Origin of the sequence: Streptomyces sp. NPDC101227 (assembly GCF_044767545.1) — a bacterium.
Lineage (GTDB): Bacteria > Actinomycetota > Actinomycetes > Streptomycetales > Streptomycetaceae > Streptomyces.
This window is the reverse complement of sequence record NZ_JBIWOD010000002.1, coordinates 609,712-631,966: the sequence shown is the minus strand read 5'-3', so window position 1 is coordinate 631,966 and position 22,255 is coordinate 609,712. Positions and strand designations below refer to the sequence as shown.

Annotated in this window: 26 protein-coding genes; 17 read left to right on the top strand and 9 right to left on the bottom strand. The window is 69.2% G+C overall.

The window, feature by feature from the left end; translation table 11 throughout:
- The first annotated feature begins 285 nt into the window (after positions 1-285).
- Positions 286-846, top strand: a complete 561-nt coding sequence (locus ACIRPT_RS06520) for a hemerythrin domain-containing protein (protein WP_403823146.1) — start codon at positions 286-288, stop codon at positions 844-846.
- 189 nt (positions 847-1,035) lie between these two features.
- Here ACIRPT_RS06520 and ACIRPT_RS06515 read toward each other — a convergent pair whose 3' ends face one another.
- Positions 1,036-1,362: a plasmid stabilization protein gene (locus ACIRPT_RS06515; RefSeq protein ID WP_403823143.1), complete on the bottom strand. Its 327-nt coding sequence runs from the start codon at positions 1,360-1,362 to the stop codon at positions 1,036-1,038.
- Positions 1,363-1,794: 432 nt separating this feature from the next.
- On the opposite strand from ACIRPT_RS06515, the gene ACIRPT_RS06510 reads away from it, so the two are divergent.
- Entirely contained in the window at positions 1,795-2,232 is a 438-nt protein-coding gene (locus ACIRPT_RS06510; RefSeq protein ID WP_403823140.1) for a hypothetical protein, read from the top strand.
- A gap of 242 nt (positions 2,233-2,474) precedes the next feature.
- Here ACIRPT_RS06510 and ACIRPT_RS06505 read toward each other — a convergent pair whose 3' ends face one another.
- Positions 2,475-2,801, bottom strand: a complete 327-nt coding sequence (locus ACIRPT_RS06505; RefSeq protein WP_403823138.1) for a plasmid stabilization protein — start codon at positions 2,799-2,801, stop codon at positions 2,475-2,477.
- Positions 2,802-3,252: 451 nt separating this feature from the next.
- On the opposite strand from ACIRPT_RS06505, the gene ACIRPT_RS06500 reads away from it, so the two are divergent.
- The 4 genes from ACIRPT_RS06500 (at position 3,253) to ACIRPT_RS06485 (ending at position 5,843) form a co-directional block, all read left to right on the top strand.
- Complete coding sequence (locus tag ACIRPT_RS06500) at positions 3,253-3,813, top strand: hypothetical protein (RefSeq protein ID WP_403823134.1); 561 nt, start codon at positions 3,253-3,255, stop codon at positions 3,811-3,813.
- 19 nt (positions 3,814-3,832) lie between these two features.
- Positions 3,833-4,363, top strand: coding sequence for a hypothetical protein (locus ACIRPT_RS06495; RefSeq protein ID WP_403823131.1), 531 nt, complete (start codon positions 3,833-3,835; stop codon positions 4,361-4,363).
- A gap of 200 nt (positions 4,364-4,563) precedes the next feature.
- Positions 4,564-5,121, top strand: coding sequence for a hemerythrin domain-containing protein (locus ACIRPT_RS06490; protein ID WP_403823128.1), 558 nt, complete (start codon positions 4,564-4,566; stop codon positions 5,119-5,121).
- Positions 5,122-5,126: 5 nt separating this feature from the next.
- On the top strand, positions 5,127-5,843 hold the full coding sequence (locus ACIRPT_RS06485) for a UdgX family uracil-DNA binding protein (RefSeq protein WP_403823125.1): 717 nt from the start codon (positions 5,127-5,129) through the stop codon (positions 5,841-5,843).
- Between the two features lie 97 nt (positions 5,844-5,940).
- Here the strand turns inward: ACIRPT_RS06485 and ACIRPT_RS06480 are convergent, their stop codons facing one another.
- Entirely contained in the window at positions 5,941-6,498 is a 558-nt protein-coding gene (locus ACIRPT_RS06480; RefSeq protein WP_403823122.1) for a MarR family winged helix-turn-helix transcriptional regulator, read from the bottom strand.
- Between the two features lie 212 nt (positions 6,499-6,710).
- Between ACIRPT_RS06480 and ACIRPT_RS06475 the strand changes: the two genes are divergently transcribed.
- The 3 genes from ACIRPT_RS06475 (at position 6,711) to ACIRPT_RS06465 (ending at position 9,033) form a co-directional block, all read left to right on the top strand.
- Positions 6,711-7,070 carry a DUF3040 domain-containing protein gene (locus ACIRPT_RS06475; RefSeq protein ID WP_403823120.1) on the top strand — a complete coding sequence of 120 codons (360 nt, stop codon included), beginning with the start codon at positions 6,711-6,713 and terminating at the stop codon, positions 7,068-7,070.
- On the top strand, positions 7,057-7,305 hold the full coding sequence (locus ACIRPT_RS06470) for a DUF2180 family protein (RefSeq protein ID WP_403823117.1): 249 nt from the start codon (positions 7,057-7,059) through the stop codon (positions 7,303-7,305). Before ACIRPT_RS06475 ends, ACIRPT_RS06470 begins: the two co-directional genes overlap by 14 nt.
- A 138-nt stretch (positions 7,306-7,443) precedes the next feature.
- On the top strand, positions 7,444-9,033 hold the full coding sequence (locus ACIRPT_RS06465) for an FMN-binding glutamate synthase family protein (RefSeq protein WP_403823402.1): 1,590 nt from the start codon (positions 7,444-7,446) through the stop codon (positions 9,031-9,033).
- A 143-nt stretch (positions 9,034-9,176) separates the two neighbouring features.
- Here the strand turns inward: ACIRPT_RS06465 and ACIRPT_RS06460 are convergent, their stop codons facing one another.
- A complete protein-coding gene (locus ACIRPT_RS06460; RefSeq protein ID WP_403823114.1) occupies positions 9,177-10,388 on the bottom strand; it encodes a serpin family protein in 1,212 nt (403 codons plus the stop codon).
- A 218-nt stretch (positions 10,389-10,606) separates the two neighbouring features.
- On the opposite strand from ACIRPT_RS06460, the gene ACIRPT_RS06455 reads away from it, so the two are divergent.
- From ACIRPT_RS06455 to ACIRPT_RS06445, 3 genes are all read left to right on the top strand, one after another.
- Positions 10,607-12,052, top strand: a complete 1,446-nt coding sequence (locus ACIRPT_RS06455; protein WP_403823111.1) for an MFS transporter — start codon at positions 10,607-10,609, stop codon at positions 12,050-12,052.
- A gap of 811 nt (positions 12,053-12,863) precedes the next feature.
- Positions 12,864-14,387, top strand: coding sequence for a glycerol kinase GlpK (glpK, locus tag ACIRPT_RS06450; protein ID WP_403823108.1), 1,524 nt, complete (start codon positions 12,864-12,866; stop codon positions 14,385-14,387).
- A gap of 7 nt (positions 14,388-14,394) precedes the next feature.
- On the top strand, positions 14,395-15,987 hold the full coding sequence (locus tag ACIRPT_RS06445; protein ID WP_403823105.1) for an FAD-dependent oxidoreductase: 1,593 nt from the start codon (positions 14,395-14,397) through the stop codon (positions 15,985-15,987).
- 195 nt (positions 15,988-16,182) lie between these two features.
- Here ACIRPT_RS06445 and ACIRPT_RS06440 read toward each other — a convergent pair whose 3' ends face one another.
- Positions 16,183-16,533, bottom strand: a complete 351-nt coding sequence (locus ACIRPT_RS06440; protein WP_403823102.1) for a PRC-barrel domain containing protein — start codon at positions 16,531-16,533, stop codon at positions 16,183-16,185.
- Between the two features lie 394 nt (positions 16,534-16,927).
- On the opposite strand from ACIRPT_RS06440, the gene ACIRPT_RS06435 reads away from it, so the two are divergent.
- The 4 genes from ACIRPT_RS06435 to ACIRPT_RS06420 all read left to right on the top strand — a co-directional run bounded on the left by ACIRPT_RS06435 (position 16,928) and on the right by ACIRPT_RS06420 (position 19,276).
- The gene (locus ACIRPT_RS06435) at positions 16,928-17,056 is read left to right on the top strand and encodes an LPFR motif small protein (protein ID WP_403823099.1); all 129 of its coding nucleotides are present in this window, start codon (positions 16,928-16,930) and stop codon (positions 17,054-17,056) included.
- Between the two features lie 62 nt (positions 17,057-17,118).
- Complete coding sequence (locus ACIRPT_RS06430) at positions 17,119-17,907, top strand: Fpg/Nei family DNA glycosylase (RefSeq protein WP_403823096.1); 789 nt, start codon at positions 17,119-17,121, stop codon at positions 17,905-17,907.
- A 329-nt stretch (positions 17,908-18,236) separates the two neighbouring features.
- Positions 18,237-18,854, top strand: a complete 618-nt coding sequence (locus tag ACIRPT_RS06425; RefSeq protein ID WP_403823093.1) for a hypothetical protein — start codon at positions 18,237-18,239, stop codon at positions 18,852-18,854.
- Complete coding sequence (locus ACIRPT_RS06420) at positions 18,851-19,276, top strand: methyltransferase (protein ID WP_403823399.1); 426 nt, start codon at positions 18,851-18,853, stop codon at positions 19,274-19,276. Before ACIRPT_RS06425 ends, ACIRPT_RS06420 begins: the two co-directional genes overlap by 4 nt.
- Before the next feature lie 159 nt (positions 19,277-19,435).
- Here ACIRPT_RS06420 and ACIRPT_RS06415 read toward each other — a convergent pair whose 3' ends face one another.
- Entirely contained in the window at positions 19,436-19,993 is a 558-nt protein-coding gene (locus ACIRPT_RS06415; RefSeq protein ID WP_403823090.1) for a CGNR zinc finger domain-containing protein, read from the bottom strand.
- Positions 19,994-20,090: 97 nt separating this feature from the next.
- Here ACIRPT_RS06415 and ACIRPT_RS06410 point away from each other — a divergent pair, with 97 nt between their 5' ends.
- Complete coding sequence (locus tag ACIRPT_RS06410; protein WP_403823087.1) at positions 20,091-20,783, top strand: haloacid dehalogenase type II; 693 nt, start codon at positions 20,091-20,093, stop codon at positions 20,781-20,783.
- 36 nt (positions 20,784-20,819) lie between these two features.
- Here ACIRPT_RS06410 and ACIRPT_RS06405 read toward each other — a convergent pair whose 3' ends face one another.
- From ACIRPT_RS06405 to ACIRPT_RS06395, 3 genes are all read right to left on the bottom strand, one after another.
- Positions 20,820-21,503: a thioesterase II family protein gene (locus tag ACIRPT_RS06405; RefSeq protein ID WP_403823084.1), complete on the bottom strand. Its 684-nt coding sequence runs from the start codon at positions 21,501-21,503 to the stop codon at positions 20,820-20,822.
- 258 nt (positions 21,504-21,761) lie between these two features.
- On the bottom strand, positions 21,762-22,028 hold the full coding sequence (locus ACIRPT_RS06400; protein ID WP_403823081.1) for a hypothetical protein: 267 nt from the start codon (positions 22,026-22,028) through the stop codon (positions 21,762-21,764).
- A gap of 11 nt (positions 22,029-22,039) precedes the next feature.
- Positions 22,040-22,255, bottom strand: coding sequence for an MbtH family protein (locus ACIRPT_RS06395; protein WP_403823078.1), 216 nt, complete (start codon positions 22,253-22,255; stop codon positions 22,040-22,042).

Genomic DNA, 22,255 nt, shown 5'->3' with positions numbered 1-22,255 from the left:
TCCTTTCGCTGGCGCGCGGTGGCGGCTGCGGGATCCGGTCGTCGGGAGTACCGGCGACCACCCGTGGAGCCCAAGCCTCCGGAAGCCTAGGTGCCAGCCGTTTCGGCGGAAATGACGCAGGTCACGCGGATGCGTGCGGCGCGGGTGAAAGCACCACGCCAACCGGGGCTAACGGCCCGCTCCGGCCGTTAGCCGTCTCCGTGCTCGGGAATCGGTGGATGCGCGCCCGCCATACCGTGCGCGGGCAGCCCGACCGCAGGTCGGGGACCCACTTCAGGAGGAACGATGGGGCACGGCGGCGACGTCATCGAGGAACTGACAACGGACCACCGCGAGGTCGAGGAGATCTTCGAGCAGATCGCGGTGCTCCCCAGCGGTCATAAGGACCGCAAGCGGCTGATGGACCACCTCACCATCGAGTTGGTGCGGCACTCCGTCGTCGAGGAGCAGTACCTCTACCCGATGGTGCGGGAGCGCCTGCCGCAAGGGGGTGTCCTGGCGGACAAGGAGATCGGCGACCACTCGAAGGTGGAGCAGATGCTCAAGAGGCTCGAAGGGTGCTCCGCCGACGACCCCCAGCTCGACCAGCTGATCATGGACTTGAAGGACGCGGTGACCAGCCACGTCGAGGACGAGGAGAACAACCTCTTCCCGCAGCTGCGCCGGGCCTGCTCGCCGGAGGAGCTGACCAAGCTCGGCAACAAGATCCGCATGGCCAAGAAGACCGCGCCCACCCGCCCCCACCCGTCCGCGCCCGCCACCCCTCCGGTCAATAAGCTCCTCGCACCGGGACTCGGGCTCGTTGACCGGGCGCGAGACTACGTCACCGGTCGCGGCAAGTCCTGAGCCGCTGCTCGCCGGCCGGTGCAGGTCCGCCACCCAACCGCGTCCACCCGCCGGGCGGGCTGAGCGGCGGGGCCCGGTAACCGTTGCGGTGGTCGAGGACTTCGGCTGCCGCTGCGGACGGCTGCCTGACGGGGCGACTCGTCTCCGCTTAACGGGGCGACCCGTGTCCGCCGCGGAGGTCGGCGGAGGTCATTTGCCGAGGGCGTCGCGGAGCTGCTGCTTGTCCATGTGGGAGCGGCCTTCGATGTTCTTCTTCTTGGCCTCTTCGTAGAGCTGGTCCTTGGTCGGGCCCTGGGCCCCGCTGTGGGAACGTTCGCCGCCGCGTTGCGGGGCGGACTTCGGGTCCTGCGTGGAGACTTTTCCAGCGGTCTTCGACTCGCCGGCACGGGCGCGTTCCTTGTTCACGGTCCGGGCGGCGATCTCCTTCGCCCGCTTGGTGGACGCGCCGCGTTCTTCAGCGCCTTCCTTGATGTGCTCGTACTGACGCTCGCGCTTCTTGCTCGAACCTGCGGGCATGACGACTCCCGAATCTGGGCCGGTCGGCAGTGTGACGGCACCGGGTTACGCCCATGAGACGCGTCCTCCGGCTACCTCTCCAGTTCACCGCCGATCCCCGCCGCGCGCGAGATGAAGGGGCAGATGGCGCGCGGCGTTCGTCAGTGGGCGGCGGGAGCTGCCAGGAGGTCTCTCACCTGCGGGCGGGCGGTGCCCGGGCGGCGCCGGACAGCGGGATCACGGGCGGTGGGCGATCTCGCCGTCCTTCCAACATGTCGCCGTTCTCGCAGTGTTCGCGCGCGGCGGGATGGAGGTGCCGTTCCTTTGCAGCAATGGCGACCGGATGCGGCACAGGGGATTACCGGCGTGCGCGGGAGGGCCATCGGCATGTTGTTTCGCCGGTGAGGCGAGCCGGACACCCTGAGCCGGGGCGTCGCGCAGTAGAACATTCGGATGTACGACAGCGACGCATCGGCCGCCGCAGAGTCCAGCCCCGGTCTCTGTGACCTGTGCGGTGAACCCATTCCTCCACAATCGCAGCTCTTCAGCCTGGTGCCGGATTCCTCCGTCACCCACCCCAGCGACCCCGGCCAGGACGGCCAGCGCCTCCTCGCCGCCTGCAGCTCCGAGCACCTCGCCGAACTCCAGCAGCAATACCGACAGCGACCCTACGTAAACGAAGAACTCTGGGCCGGCAAAATCGCCCGCGCCCTGCGCGCACACCCCGGAGGCCTCGACGAAGACCAGCTCGCCCAGGCCACCGGCCTGAACTTCGTCCAGATCGAACACACACTGTCCTGGGAAAGCGAATGCTTCCTGCGCCGGCAGACACCACCAGGCGAACACGACGGTCCGGATGACGATGCCGACACCATTGACGGCAACAGCTGACTTCGTCACCGCCGTATGGTCTCCTGGTCCGGCCGCCGAAACAGTCGTTGGAGGCGGTGACGACGCTGCCCTTCTCTTTACACTCCGTCAGGAACTGGCAGAGGAATTCGACACCGCGCCGGTCGCATTCCATGGCGAAAAGTTCGTCGATGCGAACACAAAGGTGTTCTTCGCCCACGTGCGGCCAATATTTCGTCGGAAGCCGGCCTTACCGGCCGATCCGCCGGCCGATCCTTCGCTCTTCAGCGGCCGACGGCCTTGCGCAGCTCGTCCTTGTTCATGGTTGAGCGGCCTTCGATGTTCTTCTTCTTGGCCTCTTCGTAGAGCTGATCCTTGGTCGGCCCCTGGGCCCCGCTGTGGGAGCGTTCACCGCCCCGCTGCGGTGCGGACTTCGGGTCCTTGGTGGAGGTCTTGCCGGCCGTCTTGGCCTCGCCGGCACGGGCGCGTTCCTTGTTCACGGTCCTCGCGGCGATCTCCTCGGCACGCTTCTTGGAGACGCCGTGCTCCAGCGCGTTCTCCTTGATGTTCTCGTACTGCCGCTCACGCTTGTTACTGGCTCCTGCAGGCATGACGTCCTTCTCTGTGATCGTGCTGGGCTCACTGCCGCCCCGCGTGGCGTTGCGACCGGCTTTCAGTACCAGTGCACGCCAGAAGCTCGCCGGATGCCAGGCGAACGGCGTCGACGGTCAGCAGCCGGACGGTTTGTCAGTGGTGAGGGCCCTCCTTCCCGGGAAGAAGCGCGCCGGCCTGTCCTCCAAAGCGCCGCAGCGACCCTCACGAGGACGTCTGCAGCATTGAGGTCCGGCGCCCGCACAAATACGCCGCCGAGGGAACTACCGGAGGAATAGCGCTCTGGTGCCGTGAGCCGTTGTCGCTTCGACTGCCCTTTCCCTCTTGCGTGATTCCGTGCCCTGCCCGTTCACTCGCCCGTTCTCGCCCGTTCTCGCAGCTCAGTTGCCTGGTCAACCATATGCCGGGGTTCTAAGCTGAGAGGTGAGCCTTTGTAAGGAGGTTCGCCCGATGTCAACAGGCACCCTTCTGGCGATCATCATTCCTGTCGTGGCGGTGGTTGCACTGCTTGCCGTCGCGATCACACGATTCATGGGCCGACGGCAGCATCTGCAGGAACGCTTCGGGCCGGAGTACGAACGTACCGTTGAGGACGCCGATAGCCGGCTTGCCGGTGAGCGAGAGCTGAAAGCACGCGAAAAGCGTCATGATTCGCTGGAGATCAAGCCCCTGCCCGGAAGCAAACGTGAGCGTTACAGCCGCGATTGGGCCGGTGTGCAGGAGGAATTCGTCGACCGCCCCGAAGCGGCCGTGCATGACGCGGACCGTCTCGTGACGTCGCTGATGCACGAGCGGGGTTATCCGACCGAAGACTTCGATCAGCAGCTCAGGGACCTTTCCGTCGAGCACGGCCGCACACTGGAGCACTACCGCGCCGCCCACGAGGTCGATGCTCTCGGTACCCAGCACAGGGCCACCACCGAGCAACTGCGGGGCGCCATGGTGCACTACCGCGCCCTGTTCGACGAACTGCTCTCCGACGGCGGCCAGGCGCGCCACGCCCCCGCCTGAAAGCACCACGCAGAGCACTATGCAGAACGCAGAATCCAAGGATGGAGATATGCAACGCGACCGAGCGCCCAGCGCCAACCCCGGCTCCGAACGGCGAGGCCTGACCACCGAAGATCTGGCCCAGCCCGCCGAGCCCCCGATGCCCCCCGAACCCCCTCCGGACGAGGAACTGCAATCACCCGCGGCCGAAGCGCCCACTCTCCCCGGAGAATCCACTCCCGTGCCGGCGGAAACCGCAACGCCGCCTGATCCCAATGGCGCAGGCACGGTCAAGGAGGAGACTCCACAGCTTCTCTCGACAGCCGACGCCGACGGGTTCCGCAGCCGCTGGCAGGAGATCCAAAGCAAGTTCGTGGACGACCCGCGCGACGCCGTACAGGGCGCCGACGCGCTGGTCGCAGAGGTGATGCAGAGCCTTGCCACGACGTTCGCCGAACACAAGAAGGCACTGGAAGAACAGTGGAACCGCGGCGAACAAGTGGACACCGAGGGCCTGCGCATGGCGCTGCGGCATTACCGGTCCTTCTTCCACCGCCTGCTCGCGGAGTAGCCGAGTAGCCGAGTACGTATCCGGTAACCGATTTCCGATGTCCGTTGCCTGGAATCGATACCGGAGGCGATGCCGCAGTCGAGAGGTTCCTCCGGTCGTGGTCATCCGCCTTCCGGCGCGTTAAAGGCACCCGGAGTTCGGGAACGCGTGGTGCGGGCGGCCGGGCCGCCGGTCGCCGCATCACAAGGAGGCGGCAGATCATGGGCCACGGCGGGGACGTCATCGAAGAGCTGACCGCTGACCACAAGGAAGTCCACGACCTCTTCTCACAGTTCGCGGACACGCCACCCGACAGCGAAGACCGCAAGCGGCTCGCGAACGACATCACGATCGAGCTGGTGCGGCACTCGGTCGCCGAGGAACAGCATCTCTACCCAGCCGTGCGCGAACACCTCGAGGGAGGCGACACCCTGGCCGACCGGGAAATCGCCGAACACGGCCGTATCGAACAGCTCCTCAAGGATCTGGAGGGCCGCGGGCCCGGCGACCTCGAATTCGACCGGCTGATGGTGAAGCTGAGCACCGAGGTGACCGCGCACGTCGACGACGAGGAGAAGAACCTGTTCGTCCAGCTCCGCAAGGGCGTGCACCCCTTCGTCCTCGAAAGCCTGGGAACGAAGGTCCGCGACGCGAAGAAGACCGCGCCCACCCGCCCGCACCCCTCGGCGCCGAGCACCCCGCCGGCCAACAAACTGCTGGCTCCGGGACTGGGGCTGGTGGACCGGGCCCGGGATTACGTCACCGGCCGCGGCCGGTGACACCGATGGCCGAGAGCGACAACGGCGCCGACGGGCAGCGGTACGACGCCACCCCTTACCTGCCCCGGCGCGGCGGACTCCCAGCTCATCGGCGCGCCGCGGCGGATTGCCGGGGCTGCCCGCTGTTCCAGGACGCGTCCGGGACGGTATTCGGAGCGGGCACGTCCTCGGCACGTCTCATGCTCGTCGGCGAGCAGCCGGGCGACCAGGAGGACCGCCAAGGAGAACCGTTTGTCGGGCCGGCCGGTGGCCTCTTGCGGAAGGCGATGCGGGAAGCGGGCCTCGACGAGCACGAGTCCTACTTCACCAACGCGGTGAAGCACTTCAAGTTCACCACCGCCGCAAAGGGCAAACGCCGGATCCATAAGCCACCCAGCCTGCGGGAGATGACGGCCTGCCGCCCCTGGCTGACCGCCGAATTGCGCCTCGTCGCCCCGGAGGTGGTGGTGGCGCTCGGCGCGACCGCGGGCAAGGCGCTTCTGGGACCGTCGTTCCGGGTGACGAAGGACCGGGGCACGCTCGTTCGCCTGCCCGAGGACGGGGGATCGGGAGACGGGCGATCGGCAGACGGCGCGCCGGGCCCTGCCGACGGCAAGGGGGGATTCGTCGTGGCGACTCTCCATCCCGCGGCTATTTTGCGTGCCGAAGACCGCGAGAAGCCGTACGCGGGGCTGGTATCGGACCTGCGGGTGGCGGCCAGGGCTTTGGTTCGGGAGTCATGAACCGTGTCCCTGGCCCGGTAAGAGTCCGCGCGAGCCGGAGACCACCGAGCCCTGGCCGGCATCGTGTCCACCAGCGGCGCCTCGCCGGCGGCCCACTTCAGTCATTCCGAAGATCGTCAATACGCCTGGGGGCCTTGGGCGATTCGGTCAGCGAATCCACCGCCACCTCACCCGCGGTCTCGGTCAGTGCCCGTAGCGCCCGTACCAGGCCGGTGCGCTGATCGGCGGAGAGGCGGGCGACGATCGCGCCGATTTCCTCGTACCGGTGCGCCATGACCCTCTCGACCAGTCGCCTGCCCGCTCTCGTGACGCGCAGGACAACCTCGCGGCGGTTGCCCTGATTGATCTGCCGGTCCACGAGGCCGATGATTTCGAGTTTGTCTATCATGCGCATCGCCGTGGACGGGTTCACATCCAATGCGGTGGCCAGCACGGCGAGCTTGACCGGGCCCTCTCCGTGCAGAACGACCAGGGTGCGCAGCTGGGGCAATGTCAGCGTCGGGTCGATGGCGGCGAGCGCGCGGGCAGAGATCGCGACGAAGAGCCGGGACGCCGTCATCACGGCGGCAGTAACCTCCCCGACGGTGTCGTGCAGATCATTCTCGTGCGGATTCACCGGCACCGCTCTTCCGTCCCGCTTCGCCTTCCGCCCCATATCGCCTTTATATCGCTCCCCGCATCACCGGAACACGCGATTGACTGCCGACTTCCCCGGCAGATATTCATCATTGCAGAATGCAATGATAGCCTGAAAGTGACGCCATTCGAAGCATCTGAAGCGAAGCGATTCGAATGGCGGCCAAGTAGCCCGTCCGCGCGGCACGGCATCACGCATTCACGGCATCGGGGGGCCGGGAGGAGGCGACCATGGGCCTGTCCATACATGACCGGCGGGTCCTCGCCGAGATCGAGCAGCACTTCATGGAGAACGATCCCGACCTCGCCCTGCGACTGGCCGCCTTCGGCGCTGACTGTTCGACGCGCCGCCGGATCTCCGTTGTGTGGCGTCTCCGCTTCGGTGTCCTCCTGGCCTGCGCATTCCTGACGGCGAGCGTGATGCTGCTCATCGCGGCCTGCGTCGCCCAGAACGGGGCGGTGCTGATCGCAGCCGGAATCTCTGCATTCGCGGTCGGAGCGCCCCGCCTCGTGGCACGCCTTGTCGCCGGGTACGGCCGCCGGGGCCGGCGAGTCCGGAAAAGGAAGGCGGGAACTCATGAAGTGCTATGACTGTGCGCTGGCCGACAAGGCAGTCGAGGCCGTGGGCAGCTGTCACCACTGCGGCGCCGGAGTCTGCCTCCAACACTGCCATGCCACCTTGGAGCCCGGACACCGGCTGGCCGGGGTCGGCCAGACCACACTTCCCCGGCTTGCCCGCGAAATCACTTGCCTCACGTGCCATTTTGCTCAGTCTCCGGCGTATCCGGCCGAGACGAAGAGGGCGCGGGACAGGGCCGCCACATGAGTGCACGCAGAGGCCCATGCCGACAGGCATGAGCCACCGGTCGTGGAGGTATGCCACCCATTGTGCCGATGGGGCGGAAGGTGTTCCCATGCCATGGGGATGCAGTGCACACCGGAGGCTCCCGGGAAGGGAGGTGCCATGAACCGCAGAATCGCTGTGCTCGCTTTGGTGCTGCTGGCAACGCTCGGCGTGGTTGCCGCATTGGCCCTCTCCCCATGGTGGTGGTGCGCGGCCGGCCCGTTGCTTGCGACGGCTGTGACCGGCACGTACGACCTCACCCAGAAGCGTCATTCGGTACTTCGCAACTACCCGGTCATCGGGCATCTGCGGTACGTCATGGAAGACCTCAGACCCGAGCTCCAGCAGTACTTCGTTGAGCGGGACTACGACGGGCGCCCCTTCGACCGGGACACCCGCTCGACGGTCTATGAGCGGGCCAAGGGCACCGCGGATGTGGATCCGTTCGGTACCGAACTGTCGGTGTACGAGCCCGGCTACGAGTACTTCGCGCATTCCGTCGCGCCCTGCCGCGTGCCCGAAAGCCCGGCTACGGTGACCGTGGGCGGGCCCGGATGCGACCGCCCCTACGAGATGGCGCTGCTGAACGTGTCCGCGATGAGCTTCGGTTCGCTGTCGGGCAATGCAATCCTCGCTCTGAACCGGGGTGCCGCCGCAGGGCATTTCGCACACGATACGGGTGAGGGCGGAATCTCCGAGTACCACACCCGCTACGGCGGGGATCTGGTCTGGGAAGTGGGGACGGGTTACTTCGGCTGCCGCACCCCGGACGGAGATTTCGACGCCGAGGAATTCGCCCGGAAGGCGGCTTGGGAGAGTGTCCGCTGTGTCTCCCTGAAACTGTCCCAAGGCGCGAAGCCAGGAAAGGGCGGGGTTCTCCCGGGAGCGAAGGTCAATGCGGAGATCGCCCGGGTACGGGAGATCGAAGAGGGCCGCACCGTCATCTCGCCCTCCTACCACCGCGTCTTCTCCACCCCACGTGAACTGGTGCTGTTCCTTGCCCGGATGCGTGAACTGGCAGGCGGAAAGCCGGTCGGCTTCAAATTGTGCGTGGGCAGCCGACGCGAAGTGCTGGCAATCTGCAAGGCGATGCTCGCCGAGGACATCACGCCGGACTTCATCATCGTGGACGGCGCCGAGGGAGGTACCGGGGCCGCCCCGCTGGAATTCGTCGACCACGTCGGCACACCCTTGACCGAAGGGCTCATCACGGTCCGCAACGCCTTGGTGGGCGCAGGACTGCGGGACCGCATCCGCATCGGGGCGAGCGGAAAGGTCGCCACCGGTGCGGATATCGTCAAACGGCTGATCCAGGGAGCGGACTACACCAACGCGGCACGCGCCATGATGTTCGCGGTCGGCTGTATCCAGTCACAACGCTGCCACGCCAACACCTGCCCCGTGGGCGTCGCCACGCAGGACCCTCACCGGACTCGGGCGCTCTACGTACCGGACAAGTACCTACGGGTTCAACGCTTCCAACAGGCCACGGTGCACAGCGCCATGGAAATCATCGCGTCGCTCGGCGTACGAGAACCCTCGCAGCTGCATCCTCGTATGCTCTACCGACGGATCTCACCGCACGCCGTCGCCTCGTACAACGAACTGTTCACTTGGCTGGAGCCCGGCCAGCTGATTTCCGGCGATCGGCTTCCCGAGGATTGGGCGGGCGATTGGGCCGGGTGCTCACCGGACACGTTCCGCGCGTGAGCAGGTGCCGGATTCGCCCCGTTGGAGTCGTACAGGCCGGCGTGGGCCGCCGTTGGTCCGGCCCCTGATACCGCCCGTCGGCGTTCCTCTGACCGGCGGTGTCATGCCGTCTCCCCGCTCCAGGCCTAGCTGTCGCAGTTGTCTCACTCGTCGTAGTCGCCGTACTCGCGGTGCTCCGGGTAGACCGGTTCGGCCACCCATCCCGCTGTCAGGACCAGGCGCGAAACGCGGTGGACGGTCAGGAATCCGAAGGGGCGGTCGAAGACGGCCTCGATGCGGCGGACCGTGTGGCGCGGCCGCGGTGGCATACCGCCGGCCACGGCAGCGAACGCCGTGACGGAGGCCGACTCGAAGCCCTCGGCGTCGAACACGGCGAGGGCCGCCTGGCGGGCCGAGCCGATCGCCAAGGGTTTCGGGCCGATGCCCGGGAAGTGGCCGCGGCTCGTGTCCCTGGCCGTCGACAGGCCGAACAGCGCCGGCCGCGCCAGTAGATCGTGTTCCGCCTCGACGCGGAAGGGCACGGTACACACGTCGAGCACCGGCTCCGGGGTGCGGCTGCGCTCGGTCGACACCCGCACCCCCGGGCCCGCCTCGCCGAAGGGAAGGCGGCTGCCGGGGACCGGGGCAAGGGCGCCGGAGAGCGCGCCGATCCCATGGCACAGGACCTGAGCGGGAGTCATGGACGGCGCTCCCATGACGAGGTGGACATCGACGCCGGTGTCGCCGAGCACCTTGAGCAGCGTCAGAGGCCCGTCCGGGGTCTCCGCCGCGGCCACCCGGTCCGGTAGCGAGGTGGTGCGGCGCAGCCCGAGCAGGTGCCGCCCTTGCCATGGGCCGCTGTCGGGGACCGTCTCCGTTTCGTCGAACGGCTGCAGCCAGCGGGTCCGCACCGTCTGCGCGGCCGCCAGGACGAGTTCGGTCTCCTCGTCCAGCGCGACCGGCATGCTGCGGATCAGGCCGTCGGTGCGCTCCTCGACCCATGTGTCGAGGGCCCTGCGGTCGGCCGCCGGGTCGCCGCTGAAGGTACCGGTTGTCCCGGCAGGCAGCCGGGTCGTCCAGCCGGCGTGCAGCGGCAGAGTGGCCCTGGTCCAGAGCCCGAGCGCGGTCCGCGTACCGCGGATCGACCCCAGTGCATCGAGAAAGCCGCACGCTGCTTGGGCAGCCTCGGTGGCGGACAGGCCTACCGCATCGGCCAGTTCGGTCCGCGCCGGACCGTCGGCGGCGTCCGCGAGGAAGGCGAGCGGCGGCCACAGGCCGGTGGCGGAGAAGACCGTCCCCTCCGGCCCCGTCCGGGTCCCCGCCCACCGCGCGGTGAGCCGGTTCACTAGGCGTACGGCATGTGCTGTCGGCTGCACGACATCCCCTGGTCCCCCGGGTTCCCCCAGCCTCCGGAGGCACGCACCCCGTAGCGGCCACCGCCTCGTTGAAGCTGCTCCAACCCGAAATCGAGTGGCACACAGTAACGTGCGCCGAATAGTTTGTGCGCTCGTGGCTGATGGTCCAAAAGCGTTCATCACTTGGCTGGTTGGTACTCGCGGCACCCGCTGTGACGGTCCCCGGCGGGCGGATGGCGATGGCTGACCGTGCGCTCGTGCGGCCCGAGGCCGCCGAGGAGGGATTGTTCTCCCGGGAGTACCGGACCGCCACCTCTAGCTCCGCCGCGGTGATGTTCCTCACCGGCTTCGCCGCGTTGGCCGTGGTGCCTATCCTGCCGATGGCCGCGCGGGACCTGGACGGGGTGTCCCTGTTCCCGTTGGTGGCAGGCTGCTTCGTGGCAGCGAGCCTGCTGGGCGGGGTCTTGGGCGGCCACTGGGCGGACCGCTCCGGGGCGCGCAGACCGCTGGCGGCCGGGATGGCGCTGACGGTGGTCACCCTGGTGGTCTCGGCTACCAGTACCTCCATCTGGCAGCTCGCGGGCGGGCGCTTCCTGGACGGGCTGGCCGCGGGCATGGTCGCGGTGTCGATCAACACCGCCATCGGCCAGGCATACCCGGAACGTCTGCGGCCCCGTGTGCTGGCCTTGATGAGCGCGTGCTGGATCATCCCCTCGCTGGCGGGCCCCCCGGTGGCCGGGCTGGTGTCCGAGTGGTGGTCGTGGCGGGCGGTGTTCTTCGGCCTGGCCGCCCTGACCCTGTTGCCGGCTCTCGTACTGGTCGTCGCGCTGCGAAGCCCTTCCTGGCAGGGAGCCGCTGCGCCGTCGGACGACCGTCCGCCCCGCCCGCCGCTCCTGCTCGCGTCGATGGTGAGCCTGGGCGCGGCGCTGGGGCAGTACGGCGTGTCGGGCTGGGACGTCCACCACTTGTGGTGTGCGGCGGCGGGGCTGGGCCTTCTCGCTTGTGCGCCGCGGCTGCTGCCGGCAGGCACATGGCGGGCCGCCCGGGGCCTGCCGACCACGGTGTTGCTGCGCGGCCTGGCCTCTGGCACGTATTTCACGATCGAGGCGTTCGTGCCGCTGATGCTGATCAGCGAACGGCACCTGGCCGCGGTCGTGATCGGCCTGGCGTTCACGGGTTCCGCCGTGCTGTGGGCTGCCGCTTCCTGGGTGCAGGGGCGGCTGCTGGAGGACCGGCCCCGGCACCGGCTGGTGGCCGTCGGTGCGTTGGTGATGACGGCGGCGGTCGCGCTGGCCGTGGCCGGGACGCTTCCCGGGGTGCCGGCGCTCACTGCCGCGTCGGCCATGCTCGTGGCGGCCGTCGGCATGGGTCTGCTGGCCCCGTCCCTGTCCGTGTTGTCGCTCTCGCACAGCCCACCCGGCCGACAGGGCTACGCAAGCAGCGCGATGCAGACCAACCAGAACCTTGGCCAGATCACGGTCCTGGCCCTGTCCTCCGCCGTACTCAACGCCTGCCTGGGGATCGGCGCATCCGAACTGGCCGGCTACGGGGCCGCCTTCGGACTGCTGTTCGTGCCGACCCTGCTGATCGTCCTGTTCGCCGGGCGTGCCCGCAGCACCGGAGCCGGGGTGGCTGCTGTTGCCCGTCGCAGCGAGCCGTCCTCGACGGGCAGCGGTTCGAAGTGACTCCGCCGACTACCTGGAGCGCACCGTCGAGATCGCGGGAGACGAGCTGCCGCAGGGCCACGGCGGCCCTCGGTCATGCCCAGGGCCCGCTGCTCGCGCCGCTTCGGCCAGGGTTCAATTGCGCCCTGCTGGCGGCGAGTTACGAGAAGTACGGTGCCGCGGGTAGCGAACTCGTACGCCGCGCGCTCGCGGCACTACGACCTGATCATGACCTCCGGCTACTACGACTACGAGGCCTACGCGCGCACCCTGGCCGCCGAGCTGGGCGACCACCGGAACGTCCTGGAACTCTGTGTGGGCACCGGGCTGGTCCCCGAAAGCCTGCTGAAGCTCGGCAGGTCCGACCTGCGGATCACCGGCATCGACCATACCGAGAGCATGGTCTCGGTAGGCACGAGCCAGGCTCGGGAACCGCGTGCGGCTGATCCGGCAGATCATCGCGGAGATGACGGTGCCGGCGGCCTTCGATGCGGCCTACTCCGTCGGCGGCGTCTGGTAGGGGGTCCAGGACACCGCCCCTCACCGGCTCTCTCCCGCCGGCGGGACGCTCCCGATCCCGCCGGCTCGGATCGCTACCACGTCGAAGTTACCGGCCGGCAACCCCTTGACGTCATTCTCGGGGCGAGCAAAACTGCCGTCCACCGGTCGACATTGTCGAACACCGGACGGAGATCGGGGCAGCGTCGCCCCGACGGGGGCTAGGCCAAGGTGCGGTCGGTAAGCGGAATCGGCGCTGCCTGTACGAGCCGGCTCCCCCTGAATACCGGGTCCCGTCGCCACCGCACCGCATTGAGCCGCTCAGGAGCACACCGTGACCGACGCGCATACCGCCGGCCCGTTCATCGCCGCGATCGACCAGGGCACCACCTCCAGCCGCTGCATCGTCTTCGACAGGGACGGCCGGATCGTGGCCGTCGACCAGAAGGAGCACCGGCAGATCTTCCCCAGGCCGGGCTGGGTGGAGCATGACGCCGGGGAGATCTGGATCAACGTCCAGGAGGTCGTCGCCGGCGCCCTCGACAAGGCCGGGATCACCCGCACCGACCTCAGGGCGATCGGCATCACCAACCAGCGCGAGACCACCCTGCTCTGGGACAAGAACACCGGTGAGCCCGTCCACAACGCCATCGTCTGGCAGGACACCCGCACCGACGCCCTGTGCAAGGAGCTCGGCCGCAACGTCGGCCAGGACCGCTTCCGCCGCGAGACCGGCCTGCCGCTCGCCTCCTACTTCTCCGGTCCCAAGATCCGCTGGCTGCTCGACAACGTCGAGGGCCTGCGCGAGCGCGCCGAGCGCGGCGAGATCCTCTTCGGCACGATGGACTCCTGGATCATCTGGAACCTCACCGGCGGCCGGTCCTGCGGCGTCCACGTCACCGACGTCACCAACGCCTCGCGCACCCTGCTGATGAACCTGCACACCCTGGAGTGGGACGAGCGCATCCTCGCCTCCATGGAGATCCCGGCGGCCGTCCTGCCGCAGATCCGCTCCTCCGCCGAGGTGTACGGCATGGCCGGCGGAATCCTGTCCGGCGTGCCGGTCGCCGCCGCGCTCGGCGACCAGCAGGCCGCGCTCTTCGGCCAGACCTGCTTCGCGCAGGGCGAGGCCAAGTCCACGTACGGCACCGGCACCTTCATGCTGATGAACACCGGCCACCAGCCCGTCAACTCCCACAGCGGGCTGCTGACCACGGTCGGCTACCGGATCGGCCGGCGGGCGCCGGTCTACGCCCTGGAGGGCTCCATCGCCGTCACCGGCTCGCTCGTCCAGTGGATGCGCGACCAGATGGGGCTGATCAACACCGCCGCGGAGATCGAGACGCTGGCCGCCGCGGTGGAGGACAACGGCGGCTGTTACTGCGTTCCCGCCTTCTCCGGCCTGTTCGCCCCCTACTGGCGCTCGGACGCGCGCGGCGTGATCACCGGCCTGACCCGCTACGTCACCAAGGAGCACATCGCCCGCGCCGTGCTCGAGGCCACCGCCTGGCAGACCCGCGAGATCGTCGATGCGATGCACAAGGACTCCGGCGTACCGCTGACCGCGCTGCGCGTCGACGGCGGAATGACCTCCAACAACCTGCTGATGCAGACCCTCTCCGACGTCCTCGACGCGCCCGTGGTGCGCCCGCTGGTCGCGGAGACCACCTGCCTCGGCGCCGCCTACGCCGCCGGACTGGCCGTCGGCTTCTGGCCGGACACCGACGCGCTGCGCGCCAACTGGCGCCGGGCCGCCGAATGGACCCCCCGGATGGACGCGAACACCCGTGACCGCGAATACGAGAACTGGCTCAAGGCCGTCGAGCGAAGCACCGGCTGGATCGAAGAGGAGCGCTGAGGACGGCATGAGCACCCTGCGAAATGAGCATCCCCTGGGCGCGCATCCGAACTCCGGCCGCGCCGAGACCCGTACGCACCTGGCCAAGGCGACGTACGACGTCCTCGTGATCGGCGGCGGCATCCTGGGCATCTCCACCGCCTGGCACGCCGCGCAGGCCGGACTGCGGGTGGCCCTGGTGGACGCCGGTGACTTCGCCGGCGCCACCTCCTCCGCCTCCTCCAAGCTGCTGCACGGCGGTCTGCGCTACCTGCAGACCGGCGCCGTCAAGCTCGTCGCGGAGAACCACCGCGAACGGCGGGTGCTGGCCAAGGACGTGGCCCCCCACCTGGTCAATCCGCTCACCTTCTACCTGCCGGTCCACAAGGGCGGCCCGCACGGCGCGGCCAAGCTCGGCGCGGGCGTCTTCGCGTACTCGATGCTGTCGGGCTTCGGCGACGGCGTCGGACGGCTCATCTCCCCCGCCAAGGCCGCGGCCGCGAACCCCGGCTTGCGCACGGACAACCTCAAGGCGGTCGCGGTCTACGGCGACCACCAGATGAACGACGCGCGCGTGGCCGTGATGACCGTGCGCGCGGCCGTCCAGTCCGGTGCGGTCGTCATCAACCACGCCGAGGTCACCGGCCTGCGCTTCACCCATGGCCAAGTGTCCGGTGCCGATGTGCAAGACCGCCTGGACGGCACCGAGTTCGGCGTCGACGCCCGTCTGGTCATCAACGCCACCGGCCCGTGGGTGGACCACCTGCGCCGCATGGAGGACAAGAGCGCGGCCCCGAGCATCCGCCTCTCCAAGGGCGCCCACATCGTCCTCCGGCGCAACGCCCCGTGGAAGGCCGCGATGGCCACCCCGATCGACAGGCACCGCATCGCCTTTGCCCTGCCGTGGGAGGACCAGCTGCTGCTGGGCACCACCGACGAGGCGTACGAGGGCGACCCCGCCGACGTTCGCGCCACCGAGGCCGACATCCGGCAGATCCTGGGCGAGGCCGCGCTGTCGGTGCGCGACGAGCACCTGTCGCGCGACCTCATCACGTACGCCTTCGCGGGTCTGCGGGTGCTGCCCGGCGGGCCGGGCGGAGTGGAGTCGGCCAAGCGCGAGACGGTGGTCACCGAAGGGCGCGGCGGCATGCTGTCGGTCGCGGGCGGCAAGTGGACGACGTACCGCCACATCGGCCGTACGGTGCTGCGGAAAGCGGCGCGGCTGCACCGCTCGCGCTCCGGCGGCGAGAAGCCGGCCTCCCCCCTCACGCGACGAGCGCCGCTGCCCGGCCTCGCGGACCCCGAAGCCGTCGCGCACCGGCTGCTGACCCACCGGGAGCCGGGCGTGCTGATGGACCCGGTGACCGCGCGCCATCTGGCGACCCACTACGGGTCGCTGTCCTTCGACATCGCGCACCTGGTCATCGACGACCCCGCCCTCGGTGAGCGGATCCACCCCGACGGCCCGGAGATCTGGGCCCAGGTCGTCTACGCACGGGACCACGAGTGGGCGAGGACCGTCGACGACGTGGTACGCCGCCGTACGACGCTGACGATCCGCGGCCTGGACACGGACGACGTCCGCGCCCGCGTCCGGGACCTACTGGTGCGGAAGGAGTGAGGCGATGAGGGCACCGGACGGGAGCCGACATCCCGGCCGCGAAAACGTCTTCAACACCACGATCACGTGGCTTCGTTGACACGCGGTCCGCAATGCGCCGCCGTGCCGGGAGAAGGGACCCCCATGCACCAATTGCTCGACGACGAAGCGTGAGCTCGGCGGTGCCGGCGGGTGGTTCGACACCGCGGCCCTCCGTCAGGTGTGCGGAGCGCCGTAGTAACTCGCCAGCTCACGGTGATATTCGTCGTCGCGGATGTGTTTCTCCCTGTCGAACTCTGGCGCGTTCTTGATTTCCCGCTTCGTACGGGCGACATACAGCGTCGTCGCGTCGAAGTCGACCGAGGAGATGACGCCGGCCGGCAGCAGGACATGCTTGCCGAAGATCCGTCCTCCTGTGTCGACCACCAGCCAGGAGGCGCCGGCCTCGTCGGAATGCTCGTCGACCGTGCCGACGCTGCCGTCGATGGCCTCGACCCTGAAGCCGGTCAGTTCGGTACCCGGCCGGTGGCCCGAAGCGTCCTGATAGCTCCAGATGTTGCCCGCCATGGCAAGAGCTCCCATTGTCGTCACAGCTGTGGCGGCAGAGCCGGACGTGAGGAACGGATCCGGCACCACGGAGGAGGAGCGCGAGGAACGGAGAGCCGAGGTGCAAGACGAGAAGTAGCGGATTCCCGGCTTTCGCTGTCTGACGGTGTGGCCATTGGCCTTTTGGCCGCCGAGCCTTGGCCTTCGTCCGGGGCGCTCACCTCTGACACAATTATGCGCCCGACACCGGACGGCTGCCGCCGCGGCAACCCACCGGAGGGGGCGGACCTTCGACTGAGCGGGGCGTGACCCGAACGGGTACGGTCGAACTGACGGCGCGCTTCGCTCCCTCAGCGGGACCGGAGGCGTCACCCTCACATTCCCTGGCCGGCGGCCAGGACGGAGGTCCGTACGCATGCTGAAGGCACTCGCAGATATCGTCCGCTCGGTCGGCAGCGCCATTGCCACGGTCGTCACCTTGCCGTTCCGGGCCGTGGCCCGGCTCTTCGGAGGGGCCTCGGACACGGTTCACGGGCGCCACTGAGTCGTGTGCGTCATGTCCTCAACACCGTCCGGGTGTGCGCCGCGACGGAGGCGCGATAGGCGATGCCCGAGTTGCCCGATGTCGAGGGCTTCCGGCAGGTCCTCGTCTCCTGTGCGCTGGGGCGGACGGTTCGGCGGGTCGAGGTGTATGACGCGGGTGTGCTGCACGGGGTGAGCGCGTCGCGGTTGCGCCGCGAGCTGGAGGGCCGCCGGTTCGCCGAGCCCGAGCGGCACGGAAAGTGGCTGCTCGCCCGCTGCGACGGCGGGCCGACGCTGCTGATGCACTTCGGAATGACCGGGCTGTTGGTGTGCTGCCACCCCGGCGACCCTCTCGATCCCCATGACCGCGTCGCGTTCACGGTGGGCCACGACCGTCAACTCCGCTACCGCGACCAGCGCAAACTCCGGGGCCTGTGGCTGGCGGACGATTCCGGCGTGGCGCGGACCCTGGACCGTCAGGGGCCCGATGCGCTGGCGGTCGACCGCGCGGGGTTCGATGCGGCGCTCTCCGGACGGCGCGGGGGCGTCAAGTCGGCCCTCATGAACCAGTCGGTACTTGCCGGGCTCGGCAATCTGCTGGCCGACGAGGTCCTCTGGCGGGCAGGGCTGCACCCGGCCCGCCGGGTCGGCGGACTGAGCGAAGGCGAGCGAGGCCGGCTGTACGCGGACATGCGCCGCACCCTGCGGTCGTCCGTGCGCGCGAGGCGCGTACCGCCCCGGGAATCCTGGCTCACCGGTCATCGCGACGCCGGCAACGCGGTATGTCCGCGCTGCGGCGACCGGCTGTGCAGGGGCCGGATCACAGGGCGGGGCACGGTGTGGTGCCCCAGCTGCCAGCCGGACAGATCCTGAGCCCGCGGCCGGCGGGCCGGGATGTCCCGGCTGCGGTGGCGACGCTGCGCCGTGAAGAGGTGGCATCGGGAAGCCGCCGGACCACCCGCCCCGTGACCGCCCCGAAAAACCCTCCCCGACAGACCGCAGAAAGGGCCTCAGCGGCCGCGTGAAGGGGTCGCCAGGCCACCGACAGACCCGGCGGGGGGCCTGGGTCAGCCACCCGCGCAAAGGGCGGACAGGCGATCCACAAGACGCTCGGCAGACCCGGCGAAACCGCCGCTGAACTGCACATATAACCGATAATTGTAGGACGTACCAGCACCCCCCTCGACGACAGGAGTGAACCCTTGGCGACCCCCGGCGAGGCCCGGCAGGCCGTTCCCAACAGCCACCGCCCGTCCTCGCCCCTGCACGACCTGATGTACGGGCACATCCACGCGTCCGCCCTGCGGGCCGTCACGGTGCTCGGCATCGCGGATCTGCTGGCCGACGGCCCGCGCACGCCCGAGGACCTCGCAGCGCGCTCCGGCACCCAGGCGGGCCCGCTGCGCCGCGTCCTGCGGCTGCTCGCCGTGCGCGGCCTGTTCCGCGAACACCCCGACGGCACTTTCGCCCTCACCGAGGCGGGCGCGGCCCTGCGCGACGGCGTGCCGGGCTCCCAGCGCGCCGCGGTGCTGCTGTTCACCGACGAGATGTTCCGCCGGGCCGCCGCCGGCATCCCCGAAACCCTGACCACCGGGCAGGCCGGCTTCGACGTCGCCTACGGCCTGCCCCTCTTCGACCACCTGTCGGCCACCCCCGAGGCGAGCCGGCTGTTCGACGGGGCGATGACCTCGCTGACCGGCAGCGTCAACGCTCCCCTCGTGCGCAGCTACCCCTTCCCCGACAGGGGCACGGTCGTCGACGTCGCCGGCGGCCGGGGCGGGGGCTCCTTCGCGAGGTCCTCACCCGGCACCCCGGCCTGAGCGGGATCCTCTTCGACCGGCCCGAGACGGTCACCGACCACCTGCTCGACACCGAGCACCTGGCCGGCCGCTGGAGCGCGCAAGACGGCGACCTCCTCACCGCCGTGCCCACCGGCGGCGATCTATATCTGCTCAAGAACATCCTGCACGACTGGCCCGACGAGGACTGCGTACGCATCCTGGCCACCTGCCGGACCGCCATGGCGCCCGGCACCCGTCTCCTGGTCATCGACGCGGTCCTGCCCGGCGACGGCACCCCGCACCCCGCCATCGCCCTGGACATCGTGATGCTCATGCCCCTCAAGGGCCGCGAGCGCACCGCGGCGGAGTTCGAGGACCTGCTGAAACGCACCGGTTTCCGGCTCAACCGCGTCCTGCCGGCCTCGTCCGTGTCCTCGGTCATCGAAGCCCAAGCGGTCTGAAGCAGCCCGGCCCGGCCGGGACCCGCCGCACCAGGTCGGCGGAGGCGATCGTCAGAAGCCGGCAAGCTGCTGAGTAACTCGACGACCGCCTCCGCCGACGGACGGAAGCGGCGCCGGACGTTCTTGCCGCAGCTCGTGATCGGCAATGCGGCGGGTACGTCAGGTCGTTCCCTCGCGCCCGCGGCCCGCGGCGGTGGTCGAGGCTCGTCTGCGCGCTCGATAGGCCGCGGCCTTGACGCGGTTGCCGCACTCGTCCATCCCGCACCAGGTGCGCCGGGCGCCGCGCGAGCGGTCGAGATAGAGGCGCGTACAGCCGGTGCGACCGCACTCCTTGAGACAGGCGTCGGGATCGGCGAGTACGGCGATACCGCTTCTGGCCAGGTGAGAAAGGACTGCTGGGAGGTCTCCCGACATCTGCAGCCCTGCGTCGCTGAGCTTCATCGTGGGCACTGGCCCGGCGGCCGTGTCGTTGACGATCTCGAGACTGCCTGGATCGAAGGGCCGGCCGAGCACGCGGGCGAGGGCCAGTTGGTAGATCGCTTCTCGCAGTGACAGCGCGGCCTCGAACGTGGCGAAGTCGGCGGCAACTCGGTCGGGGAGCTCGTCGCACTCGGCCACCCACCGCTCCAGGTCCCCGGGTGCGGCGAGGACGTCGACGGGCCCGTCTCGGCGAGACCCCACGGTGCCGGCCAGATCGAGGGCTGGGTTACCGCTCACGAACGCGAAATTCACGTCACCATCTTGACCGGTGACGAGGCTGCTGGCAACGTCGTCACCTGTTGAACCGGTGACACCCTCACATACGGGAGAACGCATGGCCCAGATCCCCGGCATCGAGGTCGTCGTCTTCGACGTCCTCGGAACGCTGGTAGACGAACCGAGCGGGCTTCGAGCGGAAATCCGCGGCGCGCTGCCCGGGTTTGACGATGCGTCTGTCGACGAGCTGCTCACCTTGTGGCAACGGCATCGCGAGGTCGAGGAGCGACGCATCGGGCAGGGGCACCGCGCGTACGTCAATACCGAGGTCATCGATCGAGAGGCCGCTCAGCGGGTGGCCGACCATGCCGGACTCGACGATCCGGCGGCCATCGCCCGGCTGGCCACGGCGGGCCAACGGCTGCCGCCCTGGAGCGACTCCCCCGCCGCTCTCGAACGGCTCGCGCGGCGGTTCCCCGTGCTGGGCCTCTCCAACGCCGGCCGCACCTCTCTGCTGCGGCTCAACGCACATGCCGGGCTGCGCTGGCACCAGGCCCTGTCCGGCGAAGCCGCCCTGGCCTACAAGCCGGCGCCGGAGGTCTACCGGCTCGCCATCGACGTCGCCGGATGTCCACCGGAACGCGTGCTGATGGTGGCCGCCCATGCCTGGGACCTGCGCGGAGCCCAGGCGACGGGCATGCGGACCGCCTACGTCCGGCGACCGGTCGGGGATCCGCCGACGAGCTCCGATGCCTTCGACCGGCGGTTCAACGGACTGGACGAACTGGTCACCGCGCTGACGGCGAGGTAGCCGGGCCGATCCGCGCTCCGCCGGGCGGCCGGCACCTCACCGTAGGCGGCCGCCGATGTCGGCGAGCAGTTCGCGCTCGCGCGGCACGAGGTAGAAGTGGTCGCCCCGGAACGAACGGACGTCGAAGGCTCCGGGGGCGGTCAGCTCGGACCAGGAGCGTGCGTCGTCGACGGCGCAGTGAGGGTCGTCGTCACCGGTGTAGGCCGTGATCGGCGCCCGTACGCGCGCTGGGTGCCGGGGGCGGTAGTTTTCGAGGAGCCGGTAGTCGGCTCGCAGCGCCGGCAGCAGCAGTTCGCGCAGTTCGGGGATGTCGTAGGCCTCCGCGTCGACGTTGCCGAGCCGCCGGACTTCGGCGATCAGCGTCTCGTCGTCGCTCTTGTGCAGTTCGGTGCGCTCGGCCCGGTGCGGGGCGGCTCGCCCGGAGACCAGCAGCCGCCGGGGGACGATGCCGCGCTTTTCGAGCCGCAGGGCGACCTCGTAGGCGACGGAGGAACCCATGCTGTGGCCGAAGAGCGCCAACGGACGGTCGAGGTAGGGCTCCAGGGCCGCGTCGATCGCGTCGGCGAGGTCGTCCATGCGCTCGGCGCAGGGTTCGGTGAAGCGGTCCTGACGGCCGGGGTAGCGGACCGCGAGCAGTTCGACGTCCTGGGGCAGCAGGGCGCGCCACCCATGGTAGAGCTGGGCGGTGCCGCCGGCGTGGGGGAAGCAGATCAGGCGCAACCTCGTTTCGTCCGCCGCCCGGTGGACGCGGAACCACGCGCTCGCACCGCTCCCGGCTCGGGGCCACCCGGCACTCCGGTGGGCCAAGGTCATGGTGCGCTCACTCCCTTTCGGCCGTGTCGGCCGTTTTCTCTCGACAACCCACCCTTGGGCACCGGCCATTGGTCGCTGGCCATTGGTCACTCGCCATGGGCCGCCGGCCTTCGGCCGTTCTCTTGCGGTCGGGCGGCACGAGAGATGCCGCCCGATGGCAACGAATCACTGATAGCCATTGGCCTGCTTCGAGTTCAGCATGGAAAGGAACATCGGCAGCTTCTCCACGGCTTTCTTGGCGATCGGTGTCGTCTGCACGGTGTTACGCAGGCGATCCCTCACGATGAGCTTGTAGGTGCCGCCTTCCTGAATGAGCTCGGCCGTATACAAGAGTGTTTCCATGGCTGGCATTTCCCCTCGTCGTTGTGTGGTCTCGTGGAATACGGGTGGCTGGGCGGTGTCCGTCGCGGTGTCGTCGGTGGTGGAGGTCACGGGTTGCGGTGCTACCGCTGGCTGTTCATGGCGTCGATGAGGCTCTGCGGCCGCATGTCGGTCCAGTTGCGCTCGACGTACTCCAGGCAGGCGTCGCGGCTGTTCGCAGGATGGGCGACGGTCCAGCCGTCGGGCACATCGGCGAAGGACGGCCACAGGGAGTGCTGGCCTTCCTCGTTGACGAGCACGAGGTAGGTGCCGTCCTTGTCCTCGAAGGGGTTGGTCAT